This window comes from Hymenobacter yonginensis (assembly GCF_027625995.1).
Taxonomy (GTDB): domain Bacteria; phylum Bacteroidota; class Bacteroidia; order Cytophagales; family Hymenobacteraceae; genus Hymenobacter; species Hymenobacter yonginensis.
On sequence record NZ_CP115396.1, the window covers coordinates 666,347 to 690,041 of the forward strand.

At 64.3% G+C, this 23,695-nt stretch carries 18 protein-coding genes; 6 read left to right on the forward strand and 12 right to left on the reverse strand.

The annotated features are described in order from the left end of the window. The first annotated feature begins 81 nt into the window (after positions 1-81). The 3 genes from O9Z63_RS02960 to O9Z63_RS02970 all read left to right on the forward strand — a co-directional run bounded on the left by O9Z63_RS02960 (position 82) and on the right by O9Z63_RS02970 (position 3,502). On the forward strand, positions 82-2,094 hold the full coding sequence (locus tag O9Z63_RS02960; RefSeq protein ID WP_270127801.1) for an RICIN domain-containing protein: 2,013 nt from the start codon (positions 82-84) through the stop codon (positions 2,092-2,094). Between the two features lie 89 nt (positions 2,095-2,183). Further along, on the forward strand, positions 2,184-3,095 hold the full coding sequence (locus O9Z63_RS02965; RefSeq protein WP_270127802.1) for a DUF6929 family protein: 912 nt from the start codon (positions 2,184-2,186) through the stop codon (positions 3,093-3,095). Positions 3,096-3,223: 128 nt separating this feature from the next. Further along, on the forward strand, positions 3,224-3,502 hold the full coding sequence (locus O9Z63_RS02970) for a hypothetical protein (protein WP_270127804.1): 279 nt from the start codon (positions 3,224-3,226) through the stop codon (positions 3,500-3,502). 135 nt (positions 3,503-3,637) lie between these two features. Here the strand turns inward: O9Z63_RS02970 and O9Z63_RS02975 are convergent, their stop codons facing one another. The 7 genes from O9Z63_RS02975 to O9Z63_RS03005 form a co-directional block, all read right to left on the reverse strand. Further along, positions 3,638-4,708 carry a hypothetical protein gene (locus tag O9Z63_RS02975; protein WP_270127807.1) on the reverse strand — a complete coding sequence of 357 codons (1,071 nt, stop codon included), beginning with the start codon at positions 4,706-4,708 and terminating at the stop codon, positions 3,638-3,640. A 71-nt stretch (positions 4,709-4,779) separates the two neighbouring features. Next, positions 4,780-6,420: an NAD(P)-binding protein gene (locus O9Z63_RS02980; RefSeq protein ID WP_270127808.1), complete on the reverse strand. Its 1,641-nt coding sequence runs from the start codon at positions 6,418-6,420 to the stop codon at positions 4,780-4,782. A gap of 207 nt (positions 6,421-6,627) precedes the next feature. Next, positions 6,628-8,190 carry a polyamine aminopropyltransferase gene (locus O9Z63_RS02985; RefSeq protein WP_270127809.1) on the reverse strand — a complete coding sequence of 521 codons (1,563 nt, stop codon included), beginning with the start codon at positions 8,188-8,190 and terminating at the stop codon, positions 6,628-6,630. Further along, positions 8,183-8,398, reverse strand: coding sequence for a DUF350 domain-containing protein (locus O9Z63_RS02990; RefSeq protein WP_044013515.1), 216 nt, complete (start codon positions 8,396-8,398; stop codon positions 8,183-8,185). Before O9Z63_RS02990 ends, O9Z63_RS02985 begins: the two co-directional genes overlap by 8 nt. Before the next feature lie 265 nt (positions 8,399-8,663). Next, positions 8,664-8,846, reverse strand: coding sequence for a hypothetical protein (locus tag O9Z63_RS02995; RefSeq protein ID WP_269560269.1), 183 nt, complete (start codon positions 8,844-8,846; stop codon positions 8,664-8,666). A gap of 12 nt (positions 8,847-8,858) precedes the next feature. Then, on the reverse strand, positions 8,859-10,214 hold the full coding sequence (locus O9Z63_RS03000; RefSeq protein WP_270127810.1) for a DUF4178 domain-containing protein: 1,356 nt from the start codon (positions 10,212-10,214) through the stop codon (positions 8,859-8,861). Further along, positions 10,211-10,564 carry an S-adenosylmethionine decarboxylase family protein gene (locus O9Z63_RS03005; protein WP_270127812.1) on the reverse strand — a complete coding sequence of 118 codons (354 nt, stop codon included), beginning with the start codon at positions 10,562-10,564 and terminating at the stop codon, positions 10,211-10,213. The genes O9Z63_RS03000 and O9Z63_RS03005 overlap by 4 nt, the downstream gene beginning before the upstream one ends. 296 nt (positions 10,565-10,860) lie before the next feature. Between O9Z63_RS03005 and aspA the strand changes: the two genes are divergently transcribed. Together aspA and O9Z63_RS03015 are read left to right on the forward strand one after the other, a co-directional pair. Continuing rightward, on the forward strand, positions 10,861-12,270 hold the full coding sequence (gene aspA / locus O9Z63_RS03010) for an aspartate ammonia-lyase (protein ID WP_270127813.1): 1,410 nt from the start codon (positions 10,861-10,863) through the stop codon (positions 12,268-12,270). Positions 12,271-12,555: 285 nt separating this feature from the next. Continuing rightward, the gene (locus O9Z63_RS03015) at positions 12,556-13,665 is read left to right on the forward strand and encodes an aldose epimerase family protein (RefSeq protein WP_270127814.1); all 1,110 of its coding nucleotides are present in this window, start codon (positions 12,556-12,558) and stop codon (positions 13,663-13,665) included. Positions 13,666-13,677: 12 nt separating this feature from the next. On the opposite strand, the gene O9Z63_RS03020 is transcribed toward O9Z63_RS03015, so the two are convergent. The 4 genes from O9Z63_RS03020 to galK form a co-directional block, all read right to left on the reverse strand. Further along, positions 13,678-14,706 carry a LacI family DNA-binding transcriptional regulator gene (locus tag O9Z63_RS03020; RefSeq protein WP_270127816.1) on the reverse strand — a complete coding sequence of 343 codons (1,029 nt, stop codon included), beginning with the start codon at positions 14,704-14,706 and terminating at the stop codon, positions 13,678-13,680. Positions 14,707-14,943: 237 nt separating this feature from the next. Further along, positions 14,944-16,656 (reverse strand): sodium:solute symporter family transporter, encoded by a 1,713-nt coding sequence (locus tag O9Z63_RS03025; RefSeq protein WP_270127817.1) that lies wholly within the window; start codon positions 16,654-16,656, stop codon positions 14,944-14,946. A 90-nt stretch (positions 16,657-16,746) separates the two neighbouring features. Next, positions 16,747-17,820, reverse strand: coding sequence for a UDP-glucose--hexose-1-phosphate uridylyltransferase (locus tag O9Z63_RS03030; RefSeq protein WP_270127818.1), 1,074 nt, complete (start codon positions 17,818-17,820; stop codon positions 16,747-16,749). Positions 17,821-17,975: 155 nt separating this feature from the next. Further along, positions 17,976-19,130, reverse strand: a complete 1,155-nt coding sequence (gene galK / locus O9Z63_RS03035; RefSeq protein ID WP_270127819.1) for a galactokinase — start codon at positions 19,128-19,130, stop codon at positions 17,976-17,978. Between the two features lie 593 nt (positions 19,131-19,723). On the opposite strand from galK, the gene O9Z63_RS03040 reads away from it, so the two are divergent. Next, positions 19,724-22,321, forward strand: coding sequence for a cellulase family glycosylhydrolase (locus O9Z63_RS03040; RefSeq protein WP_270127820.1), 2,598 nt, complete (start codon positions 19,724-19,726; stop codon positions 22,319-22,321). Between the two features lie 26 nt (positions 22,322-22,347). Here O9Z63_RS03040 and O9Z63_RS03045 read toward each other — a convergent pair whose 3' ends face one another. Beyond that, entirely contained in the window at positions 22,348-23,475 is a 1,128-nt protein-coding gene (locus tag O9Z63_RS03045) for a prenyltransferase/squalene oxidase repeat-containing protein (protein WP_270127822.1), read from the reverse strand. Positions 23,476-23,695 lie beyond the last annotated feature (220 nt).

The following is a 23,695-nucleotide window of genomic DNA, read 5'->3' on the forward strand; positions in this document are numbered from 1 at the left end:
TTTTGCCCTAACTTGCGGGCCCTACCTTCCGTTCTGTTGCCCATGATTCAGCTGTCGTTCCGTTTCTCTCTGGTTGCTTTCTTGATTTCATGGCTGTGCGCTGGCCCGCTTCAGGCCCAGTACGCCGAAACCGCCCCCGAGGAAAACGCCTGGTACGGCATTGTGGCCCGCAGCAGCGGCCGCTCGCTCGATGTCAGCAAAGGCTCGCAGGACCCCGGCGCCGCGGTGGTGCAGTGGGAGTTCACCCATCCCAACAGCCAGCAATGGCGCTTTGTGCGGGTGGCGGCCGGCAGCGACTACTACCGCATCGAGGCGCGCCACAGCGGCAAGTGCCTGACCGTAGACAAGCCCGACGAAAACGCGCCGCTGGTGCAGCGGCCGTGGTCGGGCAGCTTCTACCAGCAGTGGAAGCTGGTGCCCGGCGGCCCCATTGGCAGCGTGCAGCTGGTGGTGCGCGGCAACGAGAAGTGCGCCGCCATTGCCAATTCCGACAAGTTCAACGGCACACCAGTGGTGGTGCAGCGCCCCCAAAACCGCGCTACGCAGCAATGGCGGCTGTTCAAGCTGCGCCTCAACGTGGATGCCTCGCAGCCTGGCTACGGCACTCCCGAGCCGGTGGCGGCCCTGAACACGCCCGGCAACGAACTGCACCCGGTGCTGGCCCCGGATGGCAGCGCGCTGTACTTCACCCGCACCCGCTTCGCCGGCAACACCGAGGGCAACACCGAGTCGGGCGACGCCTGGGTGAGTGCCTCCGCCGACCAGGGCCGCACCTGGGGCCCGGCCACCCGCCTCGACGCCCTCAATACGCCCCAGCACAACGGCGTGATGGCCGTGATGGGGCCGCAGGGCAGCCGGCTGCTGGTGCGTGGCACGTATGAGCGCGACAACAGCTTCCGCGACGAAAGCGCCTCAACAGTGGCGCGTAGCTTGGGCAAGGGCAGCCGGCCGGCTCCGCTGGAAATAGCCAACTACTACACCACCGGCCCGGCCACGTCGTTTTTTATGACGCCCGATGAGAAGGTGCTGCTGCTCTCGCTGGAGCGCAGCGACTCGCAGGGCGCCAACGACCTGTACGTCAGCCAGCCCGCCGCCGACGGCATCTGGAGTGAGCCGCGCAGCCTAGGCAGCGCCATCAACTCGCCGGGCTTCGAGTTTGCGCCCTGGCTGGCGCCCGATGGCAAAACGCTTTACTTCAGCTCCTACGGCCACGCTGGTTTCGGCAGCTCCGATATTTTCGTGAGCACCCGCCTCGACGACTCCTGGACGCGCTGGAGCGAGCCGCGTAACCTCGGCACGCCGCTCAACGGGCCCGGCTTCGACGCCTACTTCTCGCTCACGGCCGACGGCAAGCAGGCGTACTACGCCTCGGCCCGCACGCCCAACGGCCCCGCCGACCTCTACCGCACTGCCGCCGGCGTGCCCCCCACAGCCGCGCCTGCCGACTCTACGGCGCCGGCAGTGGCCGTGACGCCGCCCGCTGCCGCGCCGCGCACCCTGCTGACCGGCCGCGTGCTCAACGCCAAAACCCGCGAGCTGCTGGCTGCCGAAGTGAAAGTCATCCGGCTCGACAACGACATTGCCTTCAACGCCACCGGCCGCAGCGCGGCGGGCAGCGGCGCGTTTCAGCTGACGTTGCCAGCGGGCCGCTACCGGGTGGCGGCCACCAGCCCCGGCTTCCTCACGGCCACCGACACGGTACGCATGACTGGCTCGCGCACCATTGATCTGCTGCTGGTGCCGGCCGCCGTGGGCTCCAGCCTGGAGCTGCCCACGTTGATTTTCGCCCAGGGCAAGTACACCATGCTGCCGGCCTCCTACGCCGAGCTCAACCGCCTGGCCCGCACCCTGGCCGACAACCCCACCGTGAACATCCGTCTGGAAGGCCACACCGACAACCAGGGCAACGCCGACCTCAACCAGAAGCTCTCCGAAGACCGGGTGGCTGAGGTGCGCCGCTACCTCATCACGCGCGGCGTGCCCGAGCGCCGCCTCAGCGTGGTAGGCTACGGCGGCAGCAAGCCCCGCGCCAGCAACGACAAAGAAGAAACCCGCCGCCTCAACCGCCGCGTAGAATTCACGATTGTGAAGTAAGCTGGATGAGTGGAGTGATGGGTTGGTGGGTTTTCAAGTAGCCGAACAACTGAACATTCGTTATCCGACCACAATCCGCCATCCACCACATGCGCGCTACCATTCTTCGCCAGCTTGATCTGCCTAATCTGCCGTCCGCGTCGGGGGTGGAAATAGTGGGCGGTACGGTGTACGTTATCGGCGACGACTCGCCTTTGCTGTATCAGTTTGAGGCGGCGGAGCTGCAGCCCGGCCAGCACATCACGTTGTTCGATACGGCGCACTTCAGCACCGGGCGTATTGCCAAAACCCTCAAGCCCGACCTGGAGTGCCTGACGGCCCTGACCGACCCGCGCACCCATGAAACGGGGCTGCTAGCCTTTGGCTCGGGCGCTACCTCGGCGCGGGAAGGCGGTTTCTGGGTGCCGCTGGCAGACCAGCAGGCAGCCAGCACGGTGTATCCGGTGAGTATGGCCGGCCTGTATGCACGGCTGCGGGAGCTGCTGCCAGCGGGCGTCACGCTCAACCTGGAGGCGGCGGCGGCCAGCGCCACGGAGCTGCTGCTGTTTCAGCGTACGGTGGGGTCGGCGGCCGGCAACCTGCTGTTCCGGCTACCGCTAGCGGCCGTGCTCGATTACCTGCACCACCGCACTGCCCAGGTGCCGCCCGTGCAGGCCACCCACGTAGCGCTGCCAACTATTGAGGGACTGCCGGCCGGCTTTTCCGGCGGCACATTCCTCGAAGAGCTGCTGTTCGTGACGGCTTCGGTGGAAGACACCCAGGATGCCGTGCTGGATGGCACCGTGCTGGGCAGCTTCGTGGGGGTGCTGGATGCGCGGCACCCGGGCACCAAACCCGCCACGTTTGTGCAGCTGGCGCTGCCCGACGGCCAGCCTTACCGGGGCAAGGTGGAAAGCGTAGCCGTACGCCGCCGCTCCGGTCCCGGCCGCTACGAGCTGCTGCTCGTCACCGACGACGACCAGGGCGGCTCCACGGCCGTCATCGTGGACTTTCAGGCCTGAAAAAGTAGGACTTTTGGGGAGGAGAAAGAAGACGGTAATTTATCTGACGGATAGTGCTTTGGCGGGAATTTGCAGGGGGGGGATGGTGTTGAAATTCAGTGCTGTTTTTCGCCTGAAATTTCTCTTCGATGATTGTCTTCAACACCTGTTTTCTGTACCCAGTGAGTGCCGTGCAGCTGCAGGAGCAGCAGGGGATTCTGCCCCGGGAGTTTCTGCAGAGCATTGAGCTGCTGCGGCCCTTTCTGGAAAAGGAAAAAGCCTACGGCGACGTGTGCGCCACCACCGTAACCTCGCCTCTGGGCCGCAACCTGCTGGTGTACTACCGCAAATCGTACTCTTCCGACAGCGGTTTCGTGGTCGAGATTCTGGACGCGGAGGTAGTACAGCCGCTGGCCCAGGTGGCGTAAACGCCCGTCTTTTTACAAATGTCATCCTGAGTGAAGCGAAGGACCTCGTCACGCCTGTATAACTGCCGCAAACAGTTGTTCAAGCGTGGTAAGGTCCTTTGCTTCACTCAGGATGACGGTTGCTTTTGGGCTGATTCAGGACCCGCGCTTCCAGATGAAGCCGTCCAGCACGTAGTGCGTGGCCTGGGGCAGGGCCAGCAGCGGCACCAGCAGCGTGAGGCCCCAGGCGTCGGATACGGTCGGCAGCTGCTGAAACCACCCGAACACGCCGGCATGCTCGCGCCACACCAGCCCGTCCCAGAGGCCCTCTTCCAGTAGCGCCAGCCCAGCCAGCACGCCCAGAAACAGGGCCACGCCGTAGCGCCCGTGCCACCAGGCCCGCGCCGCCGGAGCCGTAGTGGGCGCCGGCTCACTGGCCGCCCACACCAGCGCCAGGTACGGAATGCCGTGCGCCACCACGTTGAGTAGGGTAAAGGTCAGGTCGCCGTTGAAGAGCACGATGCCGACGTACCATGATGCGGCCGTGCCGAGCAACAGCAGGTTGCGGGGCCAGTTGACGACACTCGAGCGGCGCCACAGCCACAGCTCTTTGATGGCGTAAGCAGTCAGCAGGGCCAGGTACAGGCCGGTCAGCAGCTGGCGGCCGGCTGGCCAGTCGGCTTGCACGAAGTCGCCGGGCACGAACCAGTTGAAGTGGCGCCCCGGCGCCAGGTGCCACCACAGCAGCGGGTAGAGCGTGGCAGCGTAAATCAGCACCGTGTCGAGGTGGCGGGCGAGGGGCGGGGCGGGCTCGTGGCGGGCATAGAGGCGCAGGAAGCCGTACTGCTGGCGCACGAAGTGAAACACGGCCGCGTAGGCCAGCACCCGCCAGAACCACAGCGCGCCGCCCAGCCCGTACAAGGCCACGCCGGCCGCGTAACAACCTAGCGGCACCGTCCACAGCAGCGTGCGGAACCGCTGCCGCCGCGCCCAATCGAAATAGGTACGAAACAGGGTGCTGTACACGTGCGCCACATCTACCAGCACCACCAGCGCCACCCAGGCCCACACTGGCATCTGGGTGGTGGTGCGGGCCGTGGTGGGCAGGGCCGCCACGGCCGCCAGCGCCAGAAACGGCGGCCCCAGAATCCAGAGTCCATCAAACGCCGCAGAGCGAATCCAGGGCTGGCGGCGGGGCGCAACGGCAGGCGGTGACAGTACGGGCATGATGGCAGAAAACCAGAAGGTGGCCGAAAATACGGCTTTTTGAACAGGCTGGTGGGTAGAAATCGGCGTGCCTAACTGGCCGCCAGCACCTCCCCGGCAGCGCGCAGCCCCTGGTAGAAGCCTTCCTCGAAGATGGACATGCCACTGAGGTCAGTGTGGGCGAAAAACAGCTTATGCTGCCAGGGCTGCGCGGCCGCCGGCCGGGCCACACCCCACACGAACCCGGGCGTGGGCGCCACCATGCCGTGGCCCCACACCCACACGTCGGCGCGCTGCACTAAAGGCGTGAGGCCGGGATGGGCGGTTTCCAGCTCGGTGAGGGCGCGGCGCACCCATTCGTCATAGCTGGTTTGGTAGGCCTGGCGGCGGGCCGCAATGGGGTCAGCGGCGGGCAGCGGCAGATACCAGGTGAGCACCAGCAGCTCGGCTCCGGGCTGGCGCAGCTCCTGGTGGCGGGCACTTACGTAGCCCACCGAAGCGGTGCCGTAGAGCACGTTGTCCCAGCTTAGCGGCTGGCCGGGGCCTTGCGGCAGCTCCGTCACGGTCAGGTTCACGACCACCCACGGCGCCCGGTGGCAGGGCAGGGCGCGGTGCGCGGCGGCGGGCAGCGTGGTCAGCAGCCGCTCGGTGATGAACAGCGGCGTGGCTATGATGACGCGGCGCGCCTGCACGCGGGTGCTGCGGTGCTGCACCACGTCGTAGCAATCCACGGCCAAACCCTCAGCGGTGTCGTGCAAAGCGTAGGCGACGGTGTTGGGCAGGATGGGGGAGGTGGCCTGGCGGCGCAGCTGCTCGGCCAGGAAGCCGTTGCCCTCGGGCCAGGTCAGCACGTCGGCGGCGGTGGCGTTGTGGGCGCGGCCCTTGCGCGCCGCAAAGTAGTGCAGCCCCGCCCACGCCGACACCTGGGCCGTGGTGGCGCCGTAGTCGTCCTGGCAGCTGTAGTTGAGGTACCAGCGCAGGTGCGGGCTGCTGAAGCCCTGTGCGTCCAGGTAGGCGTCAAACGGCTGCTCGTCGAGGCGCTGAAACTGCGGGTCCTGGGAGCATTCCTGCACCGGAATCCGAAAGGCGTCGCGCCCATCCTGCCCCACAGCTTTGCGCAACTCCTCAATCAGCTGGAAGAAGCGGGTAATCTGCTGCTTTTCCTCGGCGGGCACGCCCAGCTCCGGCACCAGGCCGTTTTGCCATTGACCGCGCAGGTACAGGCGTTCCTCGGGGTCGTGGCAGAGGTGGTACTCGTTGTAGATGGGCAGGCCCGAGGCTGGGTGCGTGCCGGTGATGACGCTGGCTTCCTGCAGAAACCCCAGCAGCGCGTGGTTGCGCGGGTCGGGCACGGGCAGGTAGTGGGCGCCCCAGGGGTAGGCGGCGCTGGCGTTGCGGCCGGCGCGGGAGTTGCCGCCGGGCGCTTCATCCAGCTCCACCAGCAGCACCTGCTCGGGGCGCAAGCCTTGGCGCTGCAGCTCGCGCCGGGCCGCCAGACCGGCAATGCCGCCGCCCACAATCAGCACATCCACGGTCTGGGTGCGGGTGGGCGCGGGCAGGCGGGCGGAGTCGCGCAGGAGGTGGCCGGTGGCGTGGTTGGCGCCGTGCAGACTGCCCCGGATGTGGCTGCGCCCGGTGCCCGGCGCGCAGGAGTGCAGCCCCGCCAGCGGCGCCAGCAGCAGCCCCGCCCCACTCAGCGCGGCCCGTTGCAGAAAGTGTCGGCGGGAAGACATTTTTTAGTGCTTGGTGCTTAGTTGTTAGTGCTTAGGGAATAGGCACGGTGTAGAGACGCAATATTTCGCGTCTCGTCGTTGCTGAGGTTGGCCGTTCTACGCCGTCGTTGCTGATTGCTGGCCGTTGTATGCCGCCGTTCAACGACGAGACTCCAACTATTGCCTCTCTACACCGTGCCTAAGCCCCAGGCCCTAAACCCTAAAAATTCAATGCGTGTACGGCCCCCAGTCTTCCTCAAAATAGCGGACCAGGGCCTGGTTGTTGAGCTGATTGATATCGGTGGGGACTTCGGCCATGTCGGGTGGGAAGTCCAGCATCTGGCGGATGGTGACGGGCGTGACGTAGCGCAGGCCGCGCGGCAGCGGACCGGCGTCGGGGCGCCAGTGGGCGTTTTCGCCCGCCAGTACGTAGCCCCATTCGCCAAAGGAAGGCACGTAGCAATGGTAGGGCGTGGTGTGGAAGCCGGCCGCCTGCAGCGTGTGCGCAATGCACCAGAAAGACTGCCGCGCCACGTAGGGCGAGGTGCTTTGCACCACCAGCTTACCGCCCGGCGCCAGCAGCCGGTGCAACTCCTGGTAGAACGCCGCCGAGTACAGCTTGCCGATGGAGTAGTTGGCCGGGTCCGGGAAGTCGATGATCAGGCAGTCGTAGCGGGTGGTGTCCTGGCGCACCCACTGGTAGGCGTCGCCGTTGATGACTTCCACCCGGGGGCTGAAAAAGGCGCGCTTGTTCAGGGCCGTCAGCAGCTGATTCTGCTTGAATAGCTGAGTCATGCCCGCGTCCAGGTCCACGAGGCGGATTTTCAGCTGCGGGTACTTGAGCAGCTCGCGCACCGCCAGGCCGTCGCCGCCGCCCAGCACCAGCACGCGGCGCGCCTTGGGCAGGGCTTGCATGGCGGGGTGCACCAGGGCCTCGTGGTAGCGGTACTCGTCCTGGGAGCTGAACTGCAGGTTGCCGTTCAGAAACAGGCGCAGCTCGCGCTGGTTTTTGGTGAGTACGATGCGCTGATACTGCGTGCTTTTGGCGTAAATCACTTGGTCCTGAAAGGCCAGGGTTTCGGTGTAGCGCTGGATGCGGCCGGCGTAGGCGAACGTGACGGCCAGCGCCAGCAGCGCCACGCCCATCAGGGCGGCGAAGCCGCGGCGGTAGGGGCGGGTTTCGGGGAAGCGGTACAGCGCCACGGCCGCCACCACCACGTTCAGCGTGCCAAACAGCAGCGACGTGCGCATCAGCCCCAGCTGCGGCACCAGCACCAATGGGAAAATCAATGAGGCCAGCAGCGCCCCGATGTAGTCGACGGTGAACACGCGCGACACTAGGTCCTTGAACTCGTAGCGGTTTTCCAGAATCCGCATCAGCAGCGGAATTTCCAGCCCCACCAGAATGCCCGTGAGGCCCACCAGCGCGTACAGAATCAGCCGGAACGAGGCTACGTATTCGAACAGCACGAACAGCAGCGGCGCCGAAAAGCCGCCCACCAGCCCCACCAGAATTTCCAGCTGGATAAACCACTTCAGCAGCGGCCCGCCCAGGTACCTCGACAGCCACGAGCCTACGCCCATCGAAAACAGGTAGGCCCCGATGATGGTGGAAAACTGCGTGACCGAGTCGCCGAGCAGGTACGAGGCCAGCGTGCCCGCAATCAACTCGTAAATCAGCCCGCAGGTGGCAATGACGAACACCGAGCCCAGCAACAGCACCGACTGCGCCTCCTGCCGCGCCGTGCCGCGCCGCACCGGTCCGGGCGCTTCGGCGGTGGCGTTACCCATGAATGGCCGAGCTGATAATCAACGCCACGGCAATCATAAACGCCGCGCCCAGAATGGCCAGGGCCGTGTTGTGCTCCTCCACAATCTCCTTCCAGAGCATGCGGGGCGAGAGTTTTTCGATGACAACGAACGACAGCACCAGAATCAGAATGCCCAGCACCGAATAGATGACGGAGGCAATGATAAGCTTGAAGTTGAGGTATTCCATGAATCTAGGTGATTTTTGGTGATGAGGTGATGAGGTGAATGGGGATGAGGTGACACATGCTAGGGGAGTGGTATGGGGGGATGAGGTGACACGTGGTAGGCAGAGTCTGTGCGACTTTGAGTGGGGTGCTGTGACGACGCCGGTGAAAAAATGATAGCCCGGCTGATTGGCTCCGCAGACGAGCCCAACTCTGCACAGCCCTGTCACCCCATCACCTCATCCCCATTCACCCCATCACCTCATCCCAATTCACCTCATCACCTAATTACTTATGATAAAATCGGGCGTGGCCGCCGCGGGAGCTGGTGGTGCGGCTGCCTTCGGGATTTTCGTTGTCGTCGCCGAGCAGGCGCACGCCGTTGAGGCCGGCCCACAGAAACACGCCGTAAATCAGCAGCGCCACCACCGCGTAGTAGCGGATGGCCGATAGGGAGCGGAGAAAGTCCATAGGAAGCGGGCGTTAGGAGTTGTCGGTGGGGCCGTAGTCGCTGTTTTGCCAGCGGGTGGCGTCGTGGGAGTGGCGCCGCCAGTACTGCACGGCCGGGTACAGCGCCAGCAGCAGCAGCGCCAGTATCCCGTTGGATTGCAGCGGTGTGTGCTGGCTGGCCGTGAGGCGCAGCGGCAAATCCATGCCGTTTTCCGTGACGGGGTAGAGCGTGAGGTGGTAGCGGCCCGACGGGATGCCCGCCAGCGTGGCTTCCTGGTCGGTGTCGCCTTCGCGCCAGGTTTCGCCTTGCTCCACGCCGGTGTAGAACTCCAGGTTTTTGGTGAATTCGTAGCTCTGGCCGGTGCGCTCGTTTACCAGCGTCACGGGCACTTCCAGCCACTGGTTGTAGAGCGTTGTGGAGGCCAGCTCGAACTGCAGCGCCGCCGGCCCCGTCACCTCAAACGGCTTCGACACCAACACCGTGTTGCTGCCCGCGGCCATGGCCTCGGAGGCCGCCGGGCTCACCTCGCCGCCTGGCGACGCCCGGCCCGTGGAAAACTCCTCGCGCAGCAGCTGCTTTTCGGGTTTGATGAACAGCAGCGCCAGCTGCGTAAGTACCACCAGCAGCATCATCAGCAAGCTGAAAGTGCGCAGCGTCGGCCAGGTAGTCTGGCCCGGCGCGGGTTGCACAGCGCCCACGCCACTGCGGTACGGCAATGAGTCGCGCGGCACGCCGAAAGCCGTGGCTACTTCGCCGGGTTCCAGATGTTCGCCCTTGTACCATTTTGCCGGGCCTTTGCCAGGTTCTTTCTCCCGTACCAGCATCCGAGGCGGCGCAATGTATTCGGTGATGGTCAGATGCGCATCGTCGCGAAAGTCCCAGTCGAACTCACCGGCCGCGTACAATACTCTCGGCTGATAGCTGTTGTAGATGTGGTAGTCGTCCTCCACCTCATCAATGTACGCGCCGCGGCCGGTAGCGTGGCCGATGACCCGGTAGTCGCGGCCGGCGGGCTCCAGCAGCAGCCAGTGACCCTCGTACACGGCCAGCTGGCAGTAAGCGCCCGTTTGCTCGTGGCGCAGCATATACTCCTGCCACTGGTAGGCGGCGTGTTTTTCGCGGCGCAGTTGGAAGCCCAGCACCCGGTAGGGCTGGCCCCGCAAGGTGCCTACCGTGCCCAGTGGCAGCATAATGGGCAGCGTGGAGTCGCCTTGAAACTTCCCCAGAATCAGAGGTTTTGCGGCGCGGTCGTCGGCCTCGAAATAGGTGTGGCACTCCGGGCACACGAAAAAGGCGCTGTTGAGCTGGTCGAAGTAGGGCACGCTGTGCTGGCAGCGCGGGCACGGCAGCTGGGCCGGCGCGACAGGGGCGGTAGTGGTTTCGCTCATCGGCGCACTTCCGTTTTGGTGAGTTCGGTGCCCTCGAAGAACGAGAGTGTGGCGGCGTATAGCTGCCGGGCGCGGTCGGCGTTGTCGCGCTGGTAGTTGCTTAGAAACACGTCGAAGGTGGCGCGGCCGTGCTCGGGCCAGGTGTGGATGCTCAGGTGCGACTCGGTGAGGGCCAGCACGGCCGTAAACGAGCTATTCGGGAACCGGTGGTAGGCGGCGCCCACCTCCTGCAAGCCCAGCGCCGCCACCTGCGCCTCGAAGAAGCGGCGGCAGGCGTCCATATCGGTGAGAGGGCCGGCGGCGGCCGCAAAGGTGGCCAGCACGTGCAGGCCCGGGGAATAGTCAGACATAGAGTATAATGCGGCCAGGATGGCCGAGTGCCCCGCGTGGCGGCGCCCGGCTACGGGCAATATTACACAGTTGGCCCTGAACCGCCCAAGGCCCGCGCCGTATTTGTGGAGCGTTGCCAGTAGCGCGAAGCTTTTGCTTCGCGCATCGTTGGAGTATTCGCGCATAGTTGGCGTAACTGAGCAAGTACACATTGCCCAAGTAAGCTGGGCTGTTCAACGACCCGCGACGCAAACGCTTTGCGCTCCACTACCTTTCGGCCCTCAAACTCCTCCACCCATCCCAATACCCACTTTTTATGCAGCAGAACTTCCGGCTTGAGCACGACTTTCTGGGCGAGCGTGAAATTCCCGCCACCGCCTACTACGGCATCCAGACGCTGCGGGCCCTCGAAAACTTCTACATCACGGGCATTCCGCTGAAAGTGGAGCCGCTGTTTGTGCAGGCGCTGGCCTTCGTGAAAAAAGCCGCCGCTCTCACCAACCGCGACTTGGGCGTGCTGCCCGCGCCCATTGCTGACGCCATTGCCCAGGCCTGCGACCGGGTAGCCACCGGCGAGTTCGACGGCGAGTTCCTGACTGACATGATTCAGGGCGGGGCCGGCACTTCCGTGAACATGAACGCCAACGAGGTGATTGCCAACGTGGCGCTGGAAATCATGGGCCACGAGAAAGGCCAGTACGAGTTCTGCCACCCCAACAACCACGTCAACTGCTCGCAAAGCACCAACGACGCCTACCCCACGGCCTTTCGTATTGCGCTCAGCAACAAGCTGGTGGGCTACAGCGCCGTGCTCGGGGAGCTGGCCGAAGCCTTTGCCGCCAAAGGCACCGAGTTCCGCGACATCCTCAAAATGGGCCGCACCCAACTCCAAGACGCCGTGCCGATGAGCATGGGCGACGAGTTCCGGGCCTTCGCCACCAACCTGCGCGAGGAGCTGCTGCGCATCGAAGACTCGCGCCGCCTGATTTCGGAAATCAACATGGGCGCCACCGCCATCGGCACCCGCGTGAATGCCCCGGAAGGCTACGCCGAGCTGGTGACGGAGCACCTGCGCACCATCACCGGCCTCGACCTGAGCCTGGCCGGCGACTTGATTGAAGCCACCTACGATACCGGCGCCTACGTGCAGCTCTCGGGCGTGCTGAAGCGCACGGCCGTGAAGCTGAGCAAGATCTGCAACGATTTGCGCCTGCTGTCCTCGGGCCCGCGCTGCGGCATCAACGAAATCAATTTGCCGGCGCTGCAGCCCGGCTCCAGCATCATGCCCGGCAAAGTGAACCCCGTGGTGCCCGAGGTGGTGAACCAGACGGCGTTCTACGTCATCGGGGCCGACCTCACGGTGACCATGGCCGCCGAGGCCGGCCAGCTGCAACTCAACGTCATGGAGCCGGTTATCAGCTTCGCGCTCTTCACCAGCATCAGCTACATGACCAACGCCTGCCGCACCCTGCGCGAGAAGTGCGTGGTGGGCATCACGGCCAACAAGGAGCACGCCGAAAGCCTCGTGCGCAACAGCATCGGCATCGTCACGCAGCTCAACCCCGTGCTGGGCTACGAGGCTTCGGCCGAAATTGCCAAAGAGGCCCTCAAAACCGGCAAATCCGTCTACGATATTGCCGTTACGGAGCGCCAGCTGCTCACGCAGGAGAAGTGGGACGAAATCTTCACCTTCGAAAACCTGATCCGGCCGGGCTTCATTCGCTAGCCCGGGTTGCGGAGGTCTGCCGGTCCGGCGGCTTTTCCAGTCGTCGGACCGGCCGCGGGGTGTCTTAAAAGTCGATTGAAGCTCCTTGACCGTCATGCTGAGCTTGTCGAAGCATCTCTACCGCTTCGTTGCAGCGCCATTTACCAACGTCAGCACGCGAGATTCTTTGCGCTGCTCGGAATGACGTACCAACGAAGCGGTAGAGATGCTTCGGCAGGCTCAGCATGACGTTCTGGAGTTTCCAGACACAGTAATGGTTTTCTCTCTCTCGCCAATTCGTTTCTGATGGCTGCTTCCATTTCCTCCACAAACCCTGCTGCCTCCGCCGGCCAGCCGGAACCGGTTCGCGTGACCGACTTTGGCCGCACGGCGGAAGGCGCCACGGCCCAGCTCTACACGCTCCGCAATGCGCACGGCCTGCAGGTGAGCATCACGAATTACGGCGGCACCATCACGCAGCTGCTCGTACCCGACAGGGCCGGGCAGCTGAGCGACGTGGTGCTGGGGTTCGACAGTCTGGCCGGCTACCAGAGCCCGGCGTACCGCAAGGCCGGCCCGTATTTCGGCGCGCTGATCGGGCGCTACGCCAACCGCATTGCCGGCGGCCGGTTTCAGCTCAACGGCCAGCAGTATACGCTGGCCACCAACAACAACGGCAACGCCCTGCACGGCGGCCTCCGCGGCTTCGACAAGGTGCTGTGGCAGGCCGAGCCCGGCAGCAGCCCCGCCGGCCCGACGCTGCGCCTGACCTACCTGAGCCCCAACGGCGAGGAAGGCTACCCTGGCAATTTGCGCGTAACGGTGACCTACACGCTCACCCACGACAACGCCCTGCAGCTCGACTACACCGCCATCACCGACCAGGCCACGCCCGTCAACCTCACCAACCACACCTATTTCAATCTGGCGCTGGGGCGTAATGCGGACGTGCTGAACCACGAAGTGCAGTTAGCGGCTGACCGTTACACGGTGGTGAATGACAGCCAGATTCCGACCGGCGAGCAGCGCCCGGTGGCCGGTACGCCCTTCGACTTCACCGCACCCCAGGCCATCGGCAGCCGGATTGCGCAGGTGCCCGGCGGCTACGACCACAACTGGGTGTTGCGCCAGCCCGCCGGCCTGCACCCGGCAGCTTCCGTGTACGAGCCCACCACCGGCCGCACGCTGGAGGTAACCACCAGCCAGCCCGGCGTGCAGTTCTACACCGCCAATTTTCTGGATGGCTCTCTGACCGGCAAAGCCGGCATTACCTACGGCCAGCACGCCGGCCTGTGCCTGGAAACCCAGCATTTCCCCGATTCGCCCAACCAGCCCACGTTCCCGAACACCATCCTGGAGCCGGGCCAGACGTTTTCCGCCACCACCGTCTACCGCTTTGGCGTGCGCTCTAAATAAAACAGGCACCCGCTACGGCCGTACCGACGACTCGCGGGGCAGCAGCTGGGGCGGCAGCACCACGCGGCGGGGCTGATGCTCGACGGTGCCTACTTCCAGAATCTCCAGAAACAGCCGCACCGCTTCCTGGCCCATTTGCTCGCAGCGCTGGTCTACGGAAGTCAGGCGAGGCTCGGTGAAGGAGGTGAAGATTTCGTTGCTGAAGCCGGCCAGCAGCATATCCTGCGGCACTTGCAGGCCATGCGCCTTAAGCGTTTGCAGCGCCCCGACCAGAGAAAAGTCGCTGGCCGAGAACAGGCCGTCGGGGCGCTGGGCGGGCGGCAAAGCCAGCAGCTGGGCCATGCCGGCGGTGCCGTCGGCCAGCTTCATGTCGGAGGTGATGACGAGGGCGTCGTCTTCGGGCAGGCCGTAGGTGTTCAGGGCTGCCAGGTAGCCCAGGCGGCGGTTGCGGTAGATGTTCAGGTGCTGGGGGCCGGCAAAGTGGGCAATGCGGCGGCAGCCCTGCTCGATGAGGTGCGTGGTGGCCTGGTAGGCGCCCTGGTAGTCGTCGAGCACCACGGCGTTGACGTTGGGTGTTTCCAGCATCCTATCGAAAAACACCAGCGGAATGCCGCGCTTACGGACTTTTTCGAAGTGGCGCGTGTCGTGGGTGGTGCGCGACAACGACACCAGAATGCCCTCCACCTGCGCGTTGATCAGCGTGTCTATGTTGCTCTTTTCCTGCTCTACTTCCTCGTTCGACTGGCAGATCATCACCCGGAAGCCGGCCTTGCTGGCCACCGTTTCGATGCCGTGCACCACCGACGCGAAGAACGTGCCCTCAATGTGCGGCACCAGCACGCCCAGCAGCTTGCTGCGCCCGGTGCGCAGGCTGGCCGCCAAGTGGTTGGGGTGGTAGTTGAACTGCTCCGCCAGCTCCTGCACCCGCTGCCGGGTGGCCGCGCTGATGGTGGTGTGGTTGTTGAGCGCCCGCGAAACAGTGGAGGGCGACAAGTTCAGCGCCTTGGCCAGATCGGCAATAGAAGCGCGGTGGTTCTGCACGGCAAGCGAGGGAAAGGGAAGAGAATTAAAGATTAAAAATGAAGAATTAAAAATAAACCGGCGGCCGGGCAAGTAGCGCGAACCTGTAGCGCGAAGCCTTTGCTTCGCGTTTTGTTGCGAAAATAGCTTCCGGTTTCCGGCCACGAAGAGCTGTAGCGCGAAGCCTTTGCTTCGCGTTTCGCTGCCCGATGCTGCGTTGCTCAACGAAACGCGAAGCAAAGGCTTCGCGCTACTTAGCTACCAGAACTTCACGTACAGGGCCGAAATCAGCAGCAGGATTACGGTGATGAGGGCCAGCTGCCGCGGCGCCACCCGGAACATGCCTTTCTCCAGGTGCAGGGCCTTGGGGTTCACGGCCGGGCCGGTCAGGCTGATGAGCGCCATCAGGGCCACGGTCAGGAAAAACGACCAGCCCATGCTCACCAGAAACGGCACTTCCAGCATGCCTTTGGCATTGCGGAAAGCGGTGTAGAAGATGGTTTCGGCGCCCAGCAGGCGCGGAGCCAGGTCGTTGAAGAACAGCGAGAAGCCGAAGCCGCCCAGCATGCCCGCCACGGCCGCCGTAGCGGTGGTGCGCTTCCAGAACATACCCAGCAGAAACACCGCCACGATGCCGGGCGAAATGTAGCCGGTGTACTTCTGCACGAACGTGAAGCCGCCGTTGCCGCCCACGCCCAGCAAATCTTCCCAGGTGAAGCTGATGGCCAGCAGCATGGCCAGCAGCACCGTCAGGCGGCCCACCCACACCAGCTTCGCCTCCGTGGCCTGCGGGTTGAGGTAGCGGCGGTAGATGTCGAGGGTGAAGATGGTGGAAATGGAGTTGGCTTTGCCGGCCAGCGAGGCCACAATGGCCGCTGTGAGGGCCGCCAGCGAAAGTCCCTTCAACCCATTCGGCAGGAAGGTGAGGATGGCCGAGTAGGCGTTGTCGGGATTCACGCCGGCCCCGCCGGCGCTCATTTCGGCCTGCAGGCTGCCGTTCTGGTGCAGCACGTAGGCCGCAATGCCGGGCAGCACCACCACCAGCGGCATAATCAGCTTCAGTAGGGCCGCGAACAGGATGCCGGTGCGGGCCGTGTTGAGGTTGGCACCCAACGCCCGCTGCGTGATGTACTGGTTGCAGCCCCAGTAGTTGAGGTTGGCCACCCACTGGCCGCCGGCGTACATCACCAAACCCGGCAGCGCCAAGTACTTGCTCACGTATTCCTGCGACGAGTTGGGCGTGGGCTTGGCGAAAATCATGTGAAAATGGTCGTCGGCGGAGTGCAGCAACGTCTGGAAGCCGGCAATGGCGCTGTGGCCCAGCCCGAACTTCTCGCTCACCAGCGTGAGAGCCAGGTAGCTGGTGGCCAGGCCGCCGAGCAGCAGCACCGCCACCTGAATCACGTCGGTGTAGCCCACCACCTTCATGCCGCCCAGCGTGATGATGAGCGCAAACACGGCCAGCCCCACCAGAATCAGGTGGAAGCTGCCGCCGTCGGCGCTACCCACCAGGTTGTTGATGGCCAGGGCTCCGAGGTAGAGAATCACGGTCAGGTTCACGGCCACGTACAGAAACAGCCAGAAGATGCTCATAATCAGGCTGAGCGTGGCGTTGTAGCGCTGCTCCAGAAACTGCGGCATCGTGTAGATTTTCTGCCGCAGGTAAATCGGCATAAAGAACACGGCCACGAACAGCAGCACAATGGCTGCCACCCACTCGTAGGCCGCCACCGCCAGCCCCTGCGTGAAGCCCGCCCCGGAAGTGCCGATAAACTGCTCGGCTGAGATGTTGGAGGCAATCATGCTGGCCCCGATGGCCCACCACGTCAGCGAGCCTTCGGCCAGGAAGTAGTCCTTGGAATCCAGCTCCTTGCTTTGCTTGCGCTTGTAGATATAATACCCGTAGCCCGACACCCCCAGCAGGTAGAACAGGAACACTAGAAGGTCGAAAGTTGTCAGGCCGTTGCGCATCAGAGAGGAAGGGTGGGAAACAGGGGAGGGGAGAAGGGAAGCAGAGCAGGGACAGCGCAGTTTGCGCTACGCTGCGGGACGGTACTAGTGCTAAGTAACAGAATTAGCGGCAGCTGCCTTGTAGTGCACTTCCGGCTGGGCCCGCAGCTGCTCGGCGGCCCATTCCGGCGTGATGTCGCGCTGGGCGTTGGCCAGCAGCTCGTAGCCCACCATAAACTTGCGCACCGTGGCCGAGCGCAGCAGCGGCGGGAAGAAGTGCATGTGCAGGTGCCACTCGGGGTACGCCGGGCCATCGGTGGGCCGCTGGTGCAAGCCGGCCGAGTACGGAAACGAGGTCTGGAACAGGTTGTCGTAGCGGATGGTGAGGCGCTGGAGGGCGTCGGCGAAGGCGTCTTTCTCGGCTTCGCTGAGCTGGGTGAGGTCCTGCACGGCGCGGCGCGGCAGTAGCAGCGCCTCGAAGGGCCAGCTGGCCCAGAACGGCACCAGCGCCACCCAGTGCGCGTTTTCCAGCACCACGCGGCTTTGCTCGGCCAGCTCCAGGGCCAGGTAGTCGGCGAGCAGCGTGCGGCCGTGCTCCTGGAAATAGGCCAGCTGCTGGCGGCTCTCCTTGGCCGGCTCGCCGGGCACGGTGCGCTGCGCCCATATCTGGCCGTGCGGGTGCGGGTTCGAGCAGCCCATCACGGCGCCCTTGTTCTCGAAAATCTGCACGTAGCCGATATCGGGGCGGGCGGCCAGCTCCCGGAACTGCTCGGTCCAGACGTCCACCACGCGGCGCAGGTCGGCTACCGGCATTTCGGGCAGCGTCAGGTCGTGGCGGGGCGAAAAGCAGATGACACGGCCCAGGCCACTCTCGGCCTCGGCCCGCAGCAGTCCGCCTTGGTTGAGCGAACCAGCCGGCGCATCCTCGCGCAGGGCCGCAAAGTCGTTGTCGAACACGAAGGTGCCGCGGTAGTCGGGGTTCTGGTCGCCGTTCACGCGGCCGTTGCCGGGGCAGAGGTAGCAGGTCGGGTCGTGGGCGGGGCGACTAGCCGTGTCGGGCGCTTCCTGCTGGCCCTGCCAGGGCCGTAGCGCCCGGTGCGGCGACACCAGCAGCCACTCCCCGTTCAGCGGATTATAGCGTCGGTGCGGCTGCTGGGCCAGGTCGAAAGTAGCGGGTGAGGACATGGTAGCGGGGTAGAGCGGGTGTCGGAGAGGTTTGAGAAAATTTCAGAACGTCATGCTGAGCTTGCCGAAGCATCTCTACCGCTTCGTTGCAACAGTATTCAGGCGAAGCGGTAGAGATGCTTCGGCAAGCTCAGCATGACGTTCTTCTTTCATCCTTACAGCACTGAAACCCCGCCGACTATAGTGGTCTGGTAGGTTTCGAGCGGGCGGCCCAGGTGCTGTTGAAACGCGGCGCTGGTGGCGGCAATGAAGCCCGGCACGGCCGCGGCTGGCACCAGGTTGATAGTGCAGCCCCCGAAGCCGCCGCCCATCATGCGCGCGCCCAGCACGGCGGGCTGGCCCTGGGCCAGCTCCACCAGCAAGTCCAGCTCGGGGCAGCTCACCTGGTAGTCGTCGCGCAGGCCGGCGTGCGAGGCGTACATCTGTTGCCCGAAAGCGGCCATGTTGCCGGCCGCCAGGTGCTGGCCGGCTGTTTCCACACGCTGGTTTTCTTCCACCACGTAGCGGCAGCGGCGGTACACCACCTCGCCCAGCTCGGTCTGGTGTTGAGTTAGCTGCGCCAGCGTGGCATCGCGCAGACTGCGTACCTGCGGGTAGTAGCGGTTGAGCACGGCCACGCCCTGCCCGCACTCCTGGCGGCGCGTGTTGTACTCGGAGCTGGCCAGGCTGTGCTTCACGCCCGAGTTGCAGAGCACCAGGTGGTAAGCCGCCGAATCGAAGGGAAAATACTGGTACTCCAATGAGCGGCAATCCAGGCGCACCACCTGGCCCGCCTGCCCGAATAAGCTGGCGAACTGGTCCATGACACCGCACTGCACGCCGGCAAACTCGTGCTCGGCCTGCTGGGCAAGGCGGGCCAGCTCCAGCCGGCTAAGCTCTAGGTGCAGCAGCTCGTTGAGGGCGAAAGCCAGGCCGCATTCCACGGCGGCGGAAGAAGAGAGGCCCGCGCCCATCGGCACGTTGCCCCCGAACACGCAGTCGAATCCGGGCACCGCCACGCCGCGCCGTTGCAGCTGGGCCACTACGCCCAGCAGGTAGTTGGCCCAGAGCGTAGCGCCGGGCTGTAGCGGCGCCGCGCCTAGCGGCAGCTCGCAGGCTTCAGCTTTGTCCAGGGAGAACAGCCGCGCCGAATTAAGCCCGTTGAGGGCCACCGCAAACACGATTTCCTTATCGATAGCCGCCGGCAGCACGAAGCCTTCGTTGTAATCGGTGTGCTCCCCAATGAGGTTCACCCGCCCCGGTGCCCTGACCAGCAATGGGTTAGTGCCGTAGCGGTGCTGAAAGGATGCAAGAACGCGCTGTGCCAACATAGCAGGGTCTAGTAATGAATCTGGGAGGTAACAGATGACTGCAAATCTATGCAATCGATTGCAAAAGCAAAACCGTTCTGCTGTAACGCGTGGAATTTCTTGTCGTATTTGCTCTGTTTAGCCTGCCTGAGTATTCGTGTGAGAGCCCCGGATAGCTCTTGCTATCTGGAATCCATAGAGGCCATAACAATCAGCCCGCTGTAGGTATAGAATGTTCATGAAACCAGTCGGTTGACCCGGGTTTAGAACAGTAAAAACTAGTTCTAAAAAGCTAGTCCCCTCCTTGGAAAGGAGGGGTTAGGGGTGGTTGATTCGTTGAACATCCACTAGGAATTAGCTTTAGTGAACGTTCTGGCGCAAGGTCAACCACCCCTAGCCCCTCCTTTCCAAGGAGGGGAACTAGCTTTCTAACTCTAGCGCTTGTTCTCCGCAACCTTGGTAATCAGTATGTATGCATTTGAAAAAAAGTTAGATGTGAGAAGCCGTGAAAGGTCGTGTTGGGATTATGGCTGGCGTTTCTATCTTTATGCAATCGTTTGCAAAATCGGTTTCATACTGCTTCTGCCTACTTTTCCTACCAATCCCGCTCCTGCATGTCCCGTGTTCTTTGTCGTATTCTTGGCCTGACCGCGCTGGTGGCCAGCGCGTGGTCCGCTGCCGCGCAAACTCCTGCCGCCACCCCGCTGCCTGCCGGCGACGTGGTGGTGGACAGCCGCGGCGTGATGCGCTGGCAGCAGAATAAGCAGGAAGTGGCCTTGTTCGGGGTGAACTACACGGCCCCGTTTGCCCACGCCTACCGGGCCCATCAGGCGGTGGGGGCCAACCTCGAAAAGGCCATCGAGCAGGATGTGTACCATCTCTCGCGCCTGGGCGTGGATGCGTTCCGGGTGCACGTCTGGGACGTGGAAATCACCGATACGCTGGGCAATCTGCAGGCCAACGAGCACCTGCGCCTGTTCGATTACCTGGTGGCCCAGCTCAAGCAGCGCGGCATCAAGCTGGTGCTCACGCCCATTGCCTACTGGAACAACGGCTACCCGGAGCGCGACTCGGGCACTGGCTTTTCCAGCATCTATTCCAAGCTGCAGGCCTACCGCAACCCACGCGCCATCCAAGCCCAGGAAAACTACCTGACCCAGTTCCTCAACCACCGCAACCCCTACACCCAGCAGCTCTACCGCGACGACCCCGACATCATCGCCTACGAGGTTTGCAACGAGCCCAAATACCAGGCGCCGGCCGCCGAGGTGACGGCCTTTGCCAACCGCATGGTGGCCGCCATGCGCGCCACCGGCTACCGCAAGCCCATCTTCTATAACATTGCCGAGAACCCGGAGTTGAGCGAAGCCATCCTGGAGGCCAACGTGGAGGGCCTCACGTTTCAGTGGTACCCGGCCGGGCTGGTGAGCGGCCACACGCTGCGCGGCAACCTGCTGCCCCACGTCGACCAGTACCCGATTCCGTTCCGCGCCGACGCCCGGTTTCAGCGCCGCGCCAAGCTGATTTACGAGTTTGAGTCGGCCGATATTATCCAGCCGGTGATGTACCCGTTTATGGCTCGCAGCTTTCGCGAAGCCGGGTTTCAGTGGGCCACGCAGTTTGCCTACGACCCGCTGGCCATTGCCCACGCCAACACCGAGTACCAGACCCACTACCTCAACCTGGCCTACACGCCCGGCAAGGCCATCAGCCTGCTCATTGCGGGCAAGGTATTCCGCCAGACGCGGCGGGAGCAGCCGTTTCAGCGCTACCCCGCCGATTCTACGTTCGGTGCGTTTCGGGTGAGCTACCGCGAAGGGTTGAGCGAGATGAACACCGACGAGGAGTTTTATTACACCACTTCCACCCAAACCCGTGCCCGGCGCCCGGCGCGGCTGCGCCACCTGGCCGGCGTGGGCAGCTCGCCGCTGGTGCAGTATGGCGGTACCGGCGCGTACTTCCTCGACCGGCTGGCCCCGGGCGTGTGGCGGCTGGAGGTGCTGCCCGACGCGGTAGCCATCCGCGACCCGTTCGAGACGGCCTCGCTGCAGAAAACCGTCACCCAGATCTTGTGGAACGACCAGCCGCTGCGCCTCATGCTGCCGGAGCTGGGCGAGGCGTTCAGCCTGCGCGGCCTCAACGCCGGCAACACCGCGCAGTTCCAAGCCACGGCGGGTCGCCTGACCGTGCGGCCGGGCGTGTACCTGGTAGCGGCGGCCGGCAAAAACACTGCCGCCTGGACGCCGGACTCACGGCTGGGCCCGCTACGGCTGGGCGAGTTTGCGGCACCCGCCCCCACAGCCCTCGGGCCGCAGGTACGGCACACGCCCGTGCCCCAGGCCACAGCTGGCCGGCCCCTCACCATCCGGGCCACGCTCACGGGCCTCACGCCCGCCGACAGCGTGTTTCTGGTGGCCCAGCACTACTACGGGCGCACCGTGCGGCTACCCATGCAGCGGCCCGCCTACGCCACCGTGGAAGCCACCGTGCCGGCCGAGCTGACCTACGCCGGCCAGCTTCGCTACTGGATTGAGCTGCGGCAGAACGGCCGCCCGCGCACTTTCCCGGGCAACGTCAGCGGTGCGCCGCGCGACTGGGACTACTTTGCGCGGGAGCGGTGGGAGGTGGCGCTGGTGGGACCCAAAGCCCCGCTCGACCTGTTCCGGGCCGCCACCGACCAGGACCGGGTGGAAGCCCGCGCCCTGGCCCGCAACGCCTGGACCGACTACGTCACCACCGAGGCCACCGGCGCCCTGGCGCTGCGTTTCGTGCAAAGCAACCAGCCCGCCGCACCGGCCGCCGTTGCGGCTGGCCCGGCTGCCAGCCTGCGCGTGTACTTCGCCGACAAGCTGCTGGGTCGCCCGACTGACGTGGCAGGCTTCCGGGAAGTGGTGGTGCGCGCCCGCGCCAGCCAGCCGGTGGGCGCGCAGCTGGTGCTGGCCACCAAAGATGCCGCAGCGTTTGTGGCCCCGCTGGCCCTCAGCACCGAAATGCAGGAAGTCCGGGTGCCGCTCAGCGCCTTCCGGGCCGGGCCGCTGTTGCTGAGTCCGCGGCCATACCCGGGCTTTCTGCCGCTGCAGTTCCAGTCGGCCGCCGCTGCTACGCCCCTGAAACTGGCTGATGCGGAAGTGCTGCAGCTGCTACTCGACGCCGTTCCGGCCGGCGGCAGCGCTCCGGCGTACGTGGACATCGAGTCGGTGCAGCTGCGGTAGCAGCCGGCCTAGTTTGCGTGGGCTTGCTAGAGCAAGCGTAGCTTGGAACTGCATACGGCAGCTTCGGCCGGCACGGGCGCTGTAAGCTGCTGGTAGCGCACCAAGGCTTCGAGGCAGAAGGACGTAGTCAGTTCTTCCGAACCCCAGCCCAACAGGCGTTTGGGGCCGCCGTAGTAGAGCAGCCAGCGGGGCCACTCGCCATGCTCGCCCTGGGTTTGCTGAATGTAGCGCACGGCCGGAGCCAGCTCGGCCGGGTAGCTGCCTAGGTTCAGCAGGCTGCACACGGCCCAGGCGGTATCGGCCAGGGTTTCGCCCAGACGGCCGTCGGGTTTGGCCTGGGCCAGAATCCGGTCGATGATGGGCTGGCGTATGGGCTCCAGCTGCGTGATACCGATGTGGTAGCAGCGCGTGAACGAGTAGTACACGAAAAATGGGTCGAGGTACCACAGGTCGCAGGTGCCTTCCTGCTTTTGGGCAATGATGCGCAGCAGGAAGGCAATAACTGGCTGCGTCTCGGGAATGTCGCCCAGGTAATACAGCGCGTTGGCGTTGACCACACCGTCCACGTCGTTACGGCTGGCTTCCACCCCGCGCCAGAACAGCAGGCTTTTCACCGGGTGCAGCAGCTCGCGGGCCGCCACCCGCCAGAAGGTGCGGTTGGGCACCCAGCGCAGGCGCAGCAGAAACCAAGAGTAAAACAGCCCCTCGTGGTTGCGGTTGGCCAAAATCAGCGGCACGTTGGTTGGTACCGGGCAGGCAACGCCCCGCGCCCGCAGCACCGCCGACACGCAGGCCGTGTCGTCGATGTCGAGCGGGCAGAGGTGGCGCAGGTGGTGCAGGTTGGTAAAATGATTCCACAGGCCGCCGTGGTTCATCTGATTGCGCATAAACTCGGTGGCCTGGCTCAGCATTTCATCTGCCAGGGCGCTTTGCTTCTCGGCGTGCAGCAGGCAATGCGCCACCAGGGCCGTGGGAAACACGGCGCTGTCGGCGTAGCGCCAGCCCTGCATGGGCAGCTCGAGGGCGCAATACACGGCAAACTGCCCGTCGGCCAGCTGGCGCCGGTGCAGATAGGTCAGAGCCCGCTCAATAGCCGGGTTGAGGTCGGAGGGCGCGGAAGCGACGGGGGCCAAGGGAAGCGGTTCGGGTTGCATGATACGGCAGGAAGAACTAAGAAAGCGGAGACGGATATCAGGCACGATAGATAAGAAAAGCAGCTTAGCCGGTAGGCGGGCGAAACAGGGGGCTAAGGCGTTTTGAACTTCTGCCAGAAGTATTGTGCTCTACAAATACAGGGCGCAATCTTACGTATTATTTTAGGAAGAATTAAAGTGATCGTGTCGAGTTGTGGCCGATAATTGTAAATTATTTCTT

What these genes read in the sequence shown, in the direction of transcription:
- O9Z63_RS02975 (WP_270127807.1), bottom strand. Translation starts at nt 4,708, where the DNA reads ATGCCCGTACTGTCACCGCCTGCCGTTGCGCCCCGCCGCCAGCCCTGG.
- O9Z63_RS03025 (WP_270127817.1), bottom strand. Translation starts at nt 16,656, where the DNA reads ATGCGCAACGGCCTGACAACTTTCGACCTTCTAGTGTTCCTGTTCTAC.
- O9Z63_RS02965 (WP_270127802.1), top strand. Translation starts at nt 2,184, where the DNA reads ATGCGCGCTACCATTCTTCGCCAGCTTGATCTGCCTAATCTGCCGTCC.
- O9Z63_RS02970 (WP_270127804.1), top strand. Translation starts at nt 3,224, where the DNA reads ATGATTGTCTTCAACACCTGTTTTCTGTACCCAGTGAGTGCCGTGCAG.
- O9Z63_RS02980 (WP_270127808.1), bottom strand. Translation starts at nt 6,420, where the DNA reads ATGTCTTCCCGCCGACACTTTCTGCAACGGGCCGCGCTGAGTGGGGCG.
- O9Z63_RS03000 (WP_270127810.1), bottom strand. Translation starts at nt 10,214, where the DNA reads ATGAGCGAAACCACTACCGCCCCTGTCGCGCCGGCCCAGCTGCCGTGC.
- galK (WP_270127819.1), bottom strand. Translation starts at nt 19,130, where the DNA reads ATGTTGGCACAGCGCGTTCTTGCATCCTTTCAGCACCGCTACGGCACT.
- O9Z63_RS03030 (WP_270127818.1), bottom strand. Translation starts at nt 17,820, where the DNA reads ATGTCCTCACCCGCTACTTTCGACCTGGCCCAGCAGCCGCACCGACGC.
- O9Z63_RS02985 (WP_270127809.1), bottom strand. Translation starts at nt 8,190, where the DNA reads ATGGGTAACGCCACCGCCGAAGCGCCCGGACCGGTGCGGCGCGGCACG.
- O9Z63_RS03015 (WP_270127814.1), top strand. Translation starts at nt 12,556, where the DNA reads ATGGCTGCTTCCATTTCCTCCACAAACCCTGCTGCCTCCGCCGGCCAG.
- aspA (WP_270127813.1), top strand. Translation starts at nt 10,861, where the DNA reads ATGCAGCAGAACTTCCGGCTTGAGCACGACTTTCTGGGCGAGCGTGAA.
- O9Z63_RS02995 (WP_269560269.1), bottom strand. Translation starts at nt 8,846, where the DNA reads ATGGACTTTCTCCGCTCCCTATCGGCCATCCGCTACTACGCGGTGGTG.
- O9Z63_RS03040 (WP_270127820.1), top strand. Translation starts at nt 19,724, where the DNA reads ATGTCCCGTGTTCTTTGTCGTATTCTTGGCCTGACCGCGCTGGTGGCC.
- O9Z63_RS03045 (WP_270127822.1), bottom strand. Translation starts at nt 23,475, where the DNA reads ATGCAACCCGAACCGCTTCCCTTGGCCCCCGTCGCTTCCGCGCCCTCC.
- O9Z63_RS02990 (WP_044013515.1), bottom strand. Translation starts at nt 8,398, where the DNA reads ATGGAATACCTCAACTTCAAGCTTATCATTGCCTCCGTCATCTATTCG.
- O9Z63_RS03005 (WP_270127812.1), bottom strand. Translation starts at nt 10,564, where the DNA reads ATGTCTGACTATTCCCCGGGCCTGCACGTGCTGGCCACCTTTGCGGCC.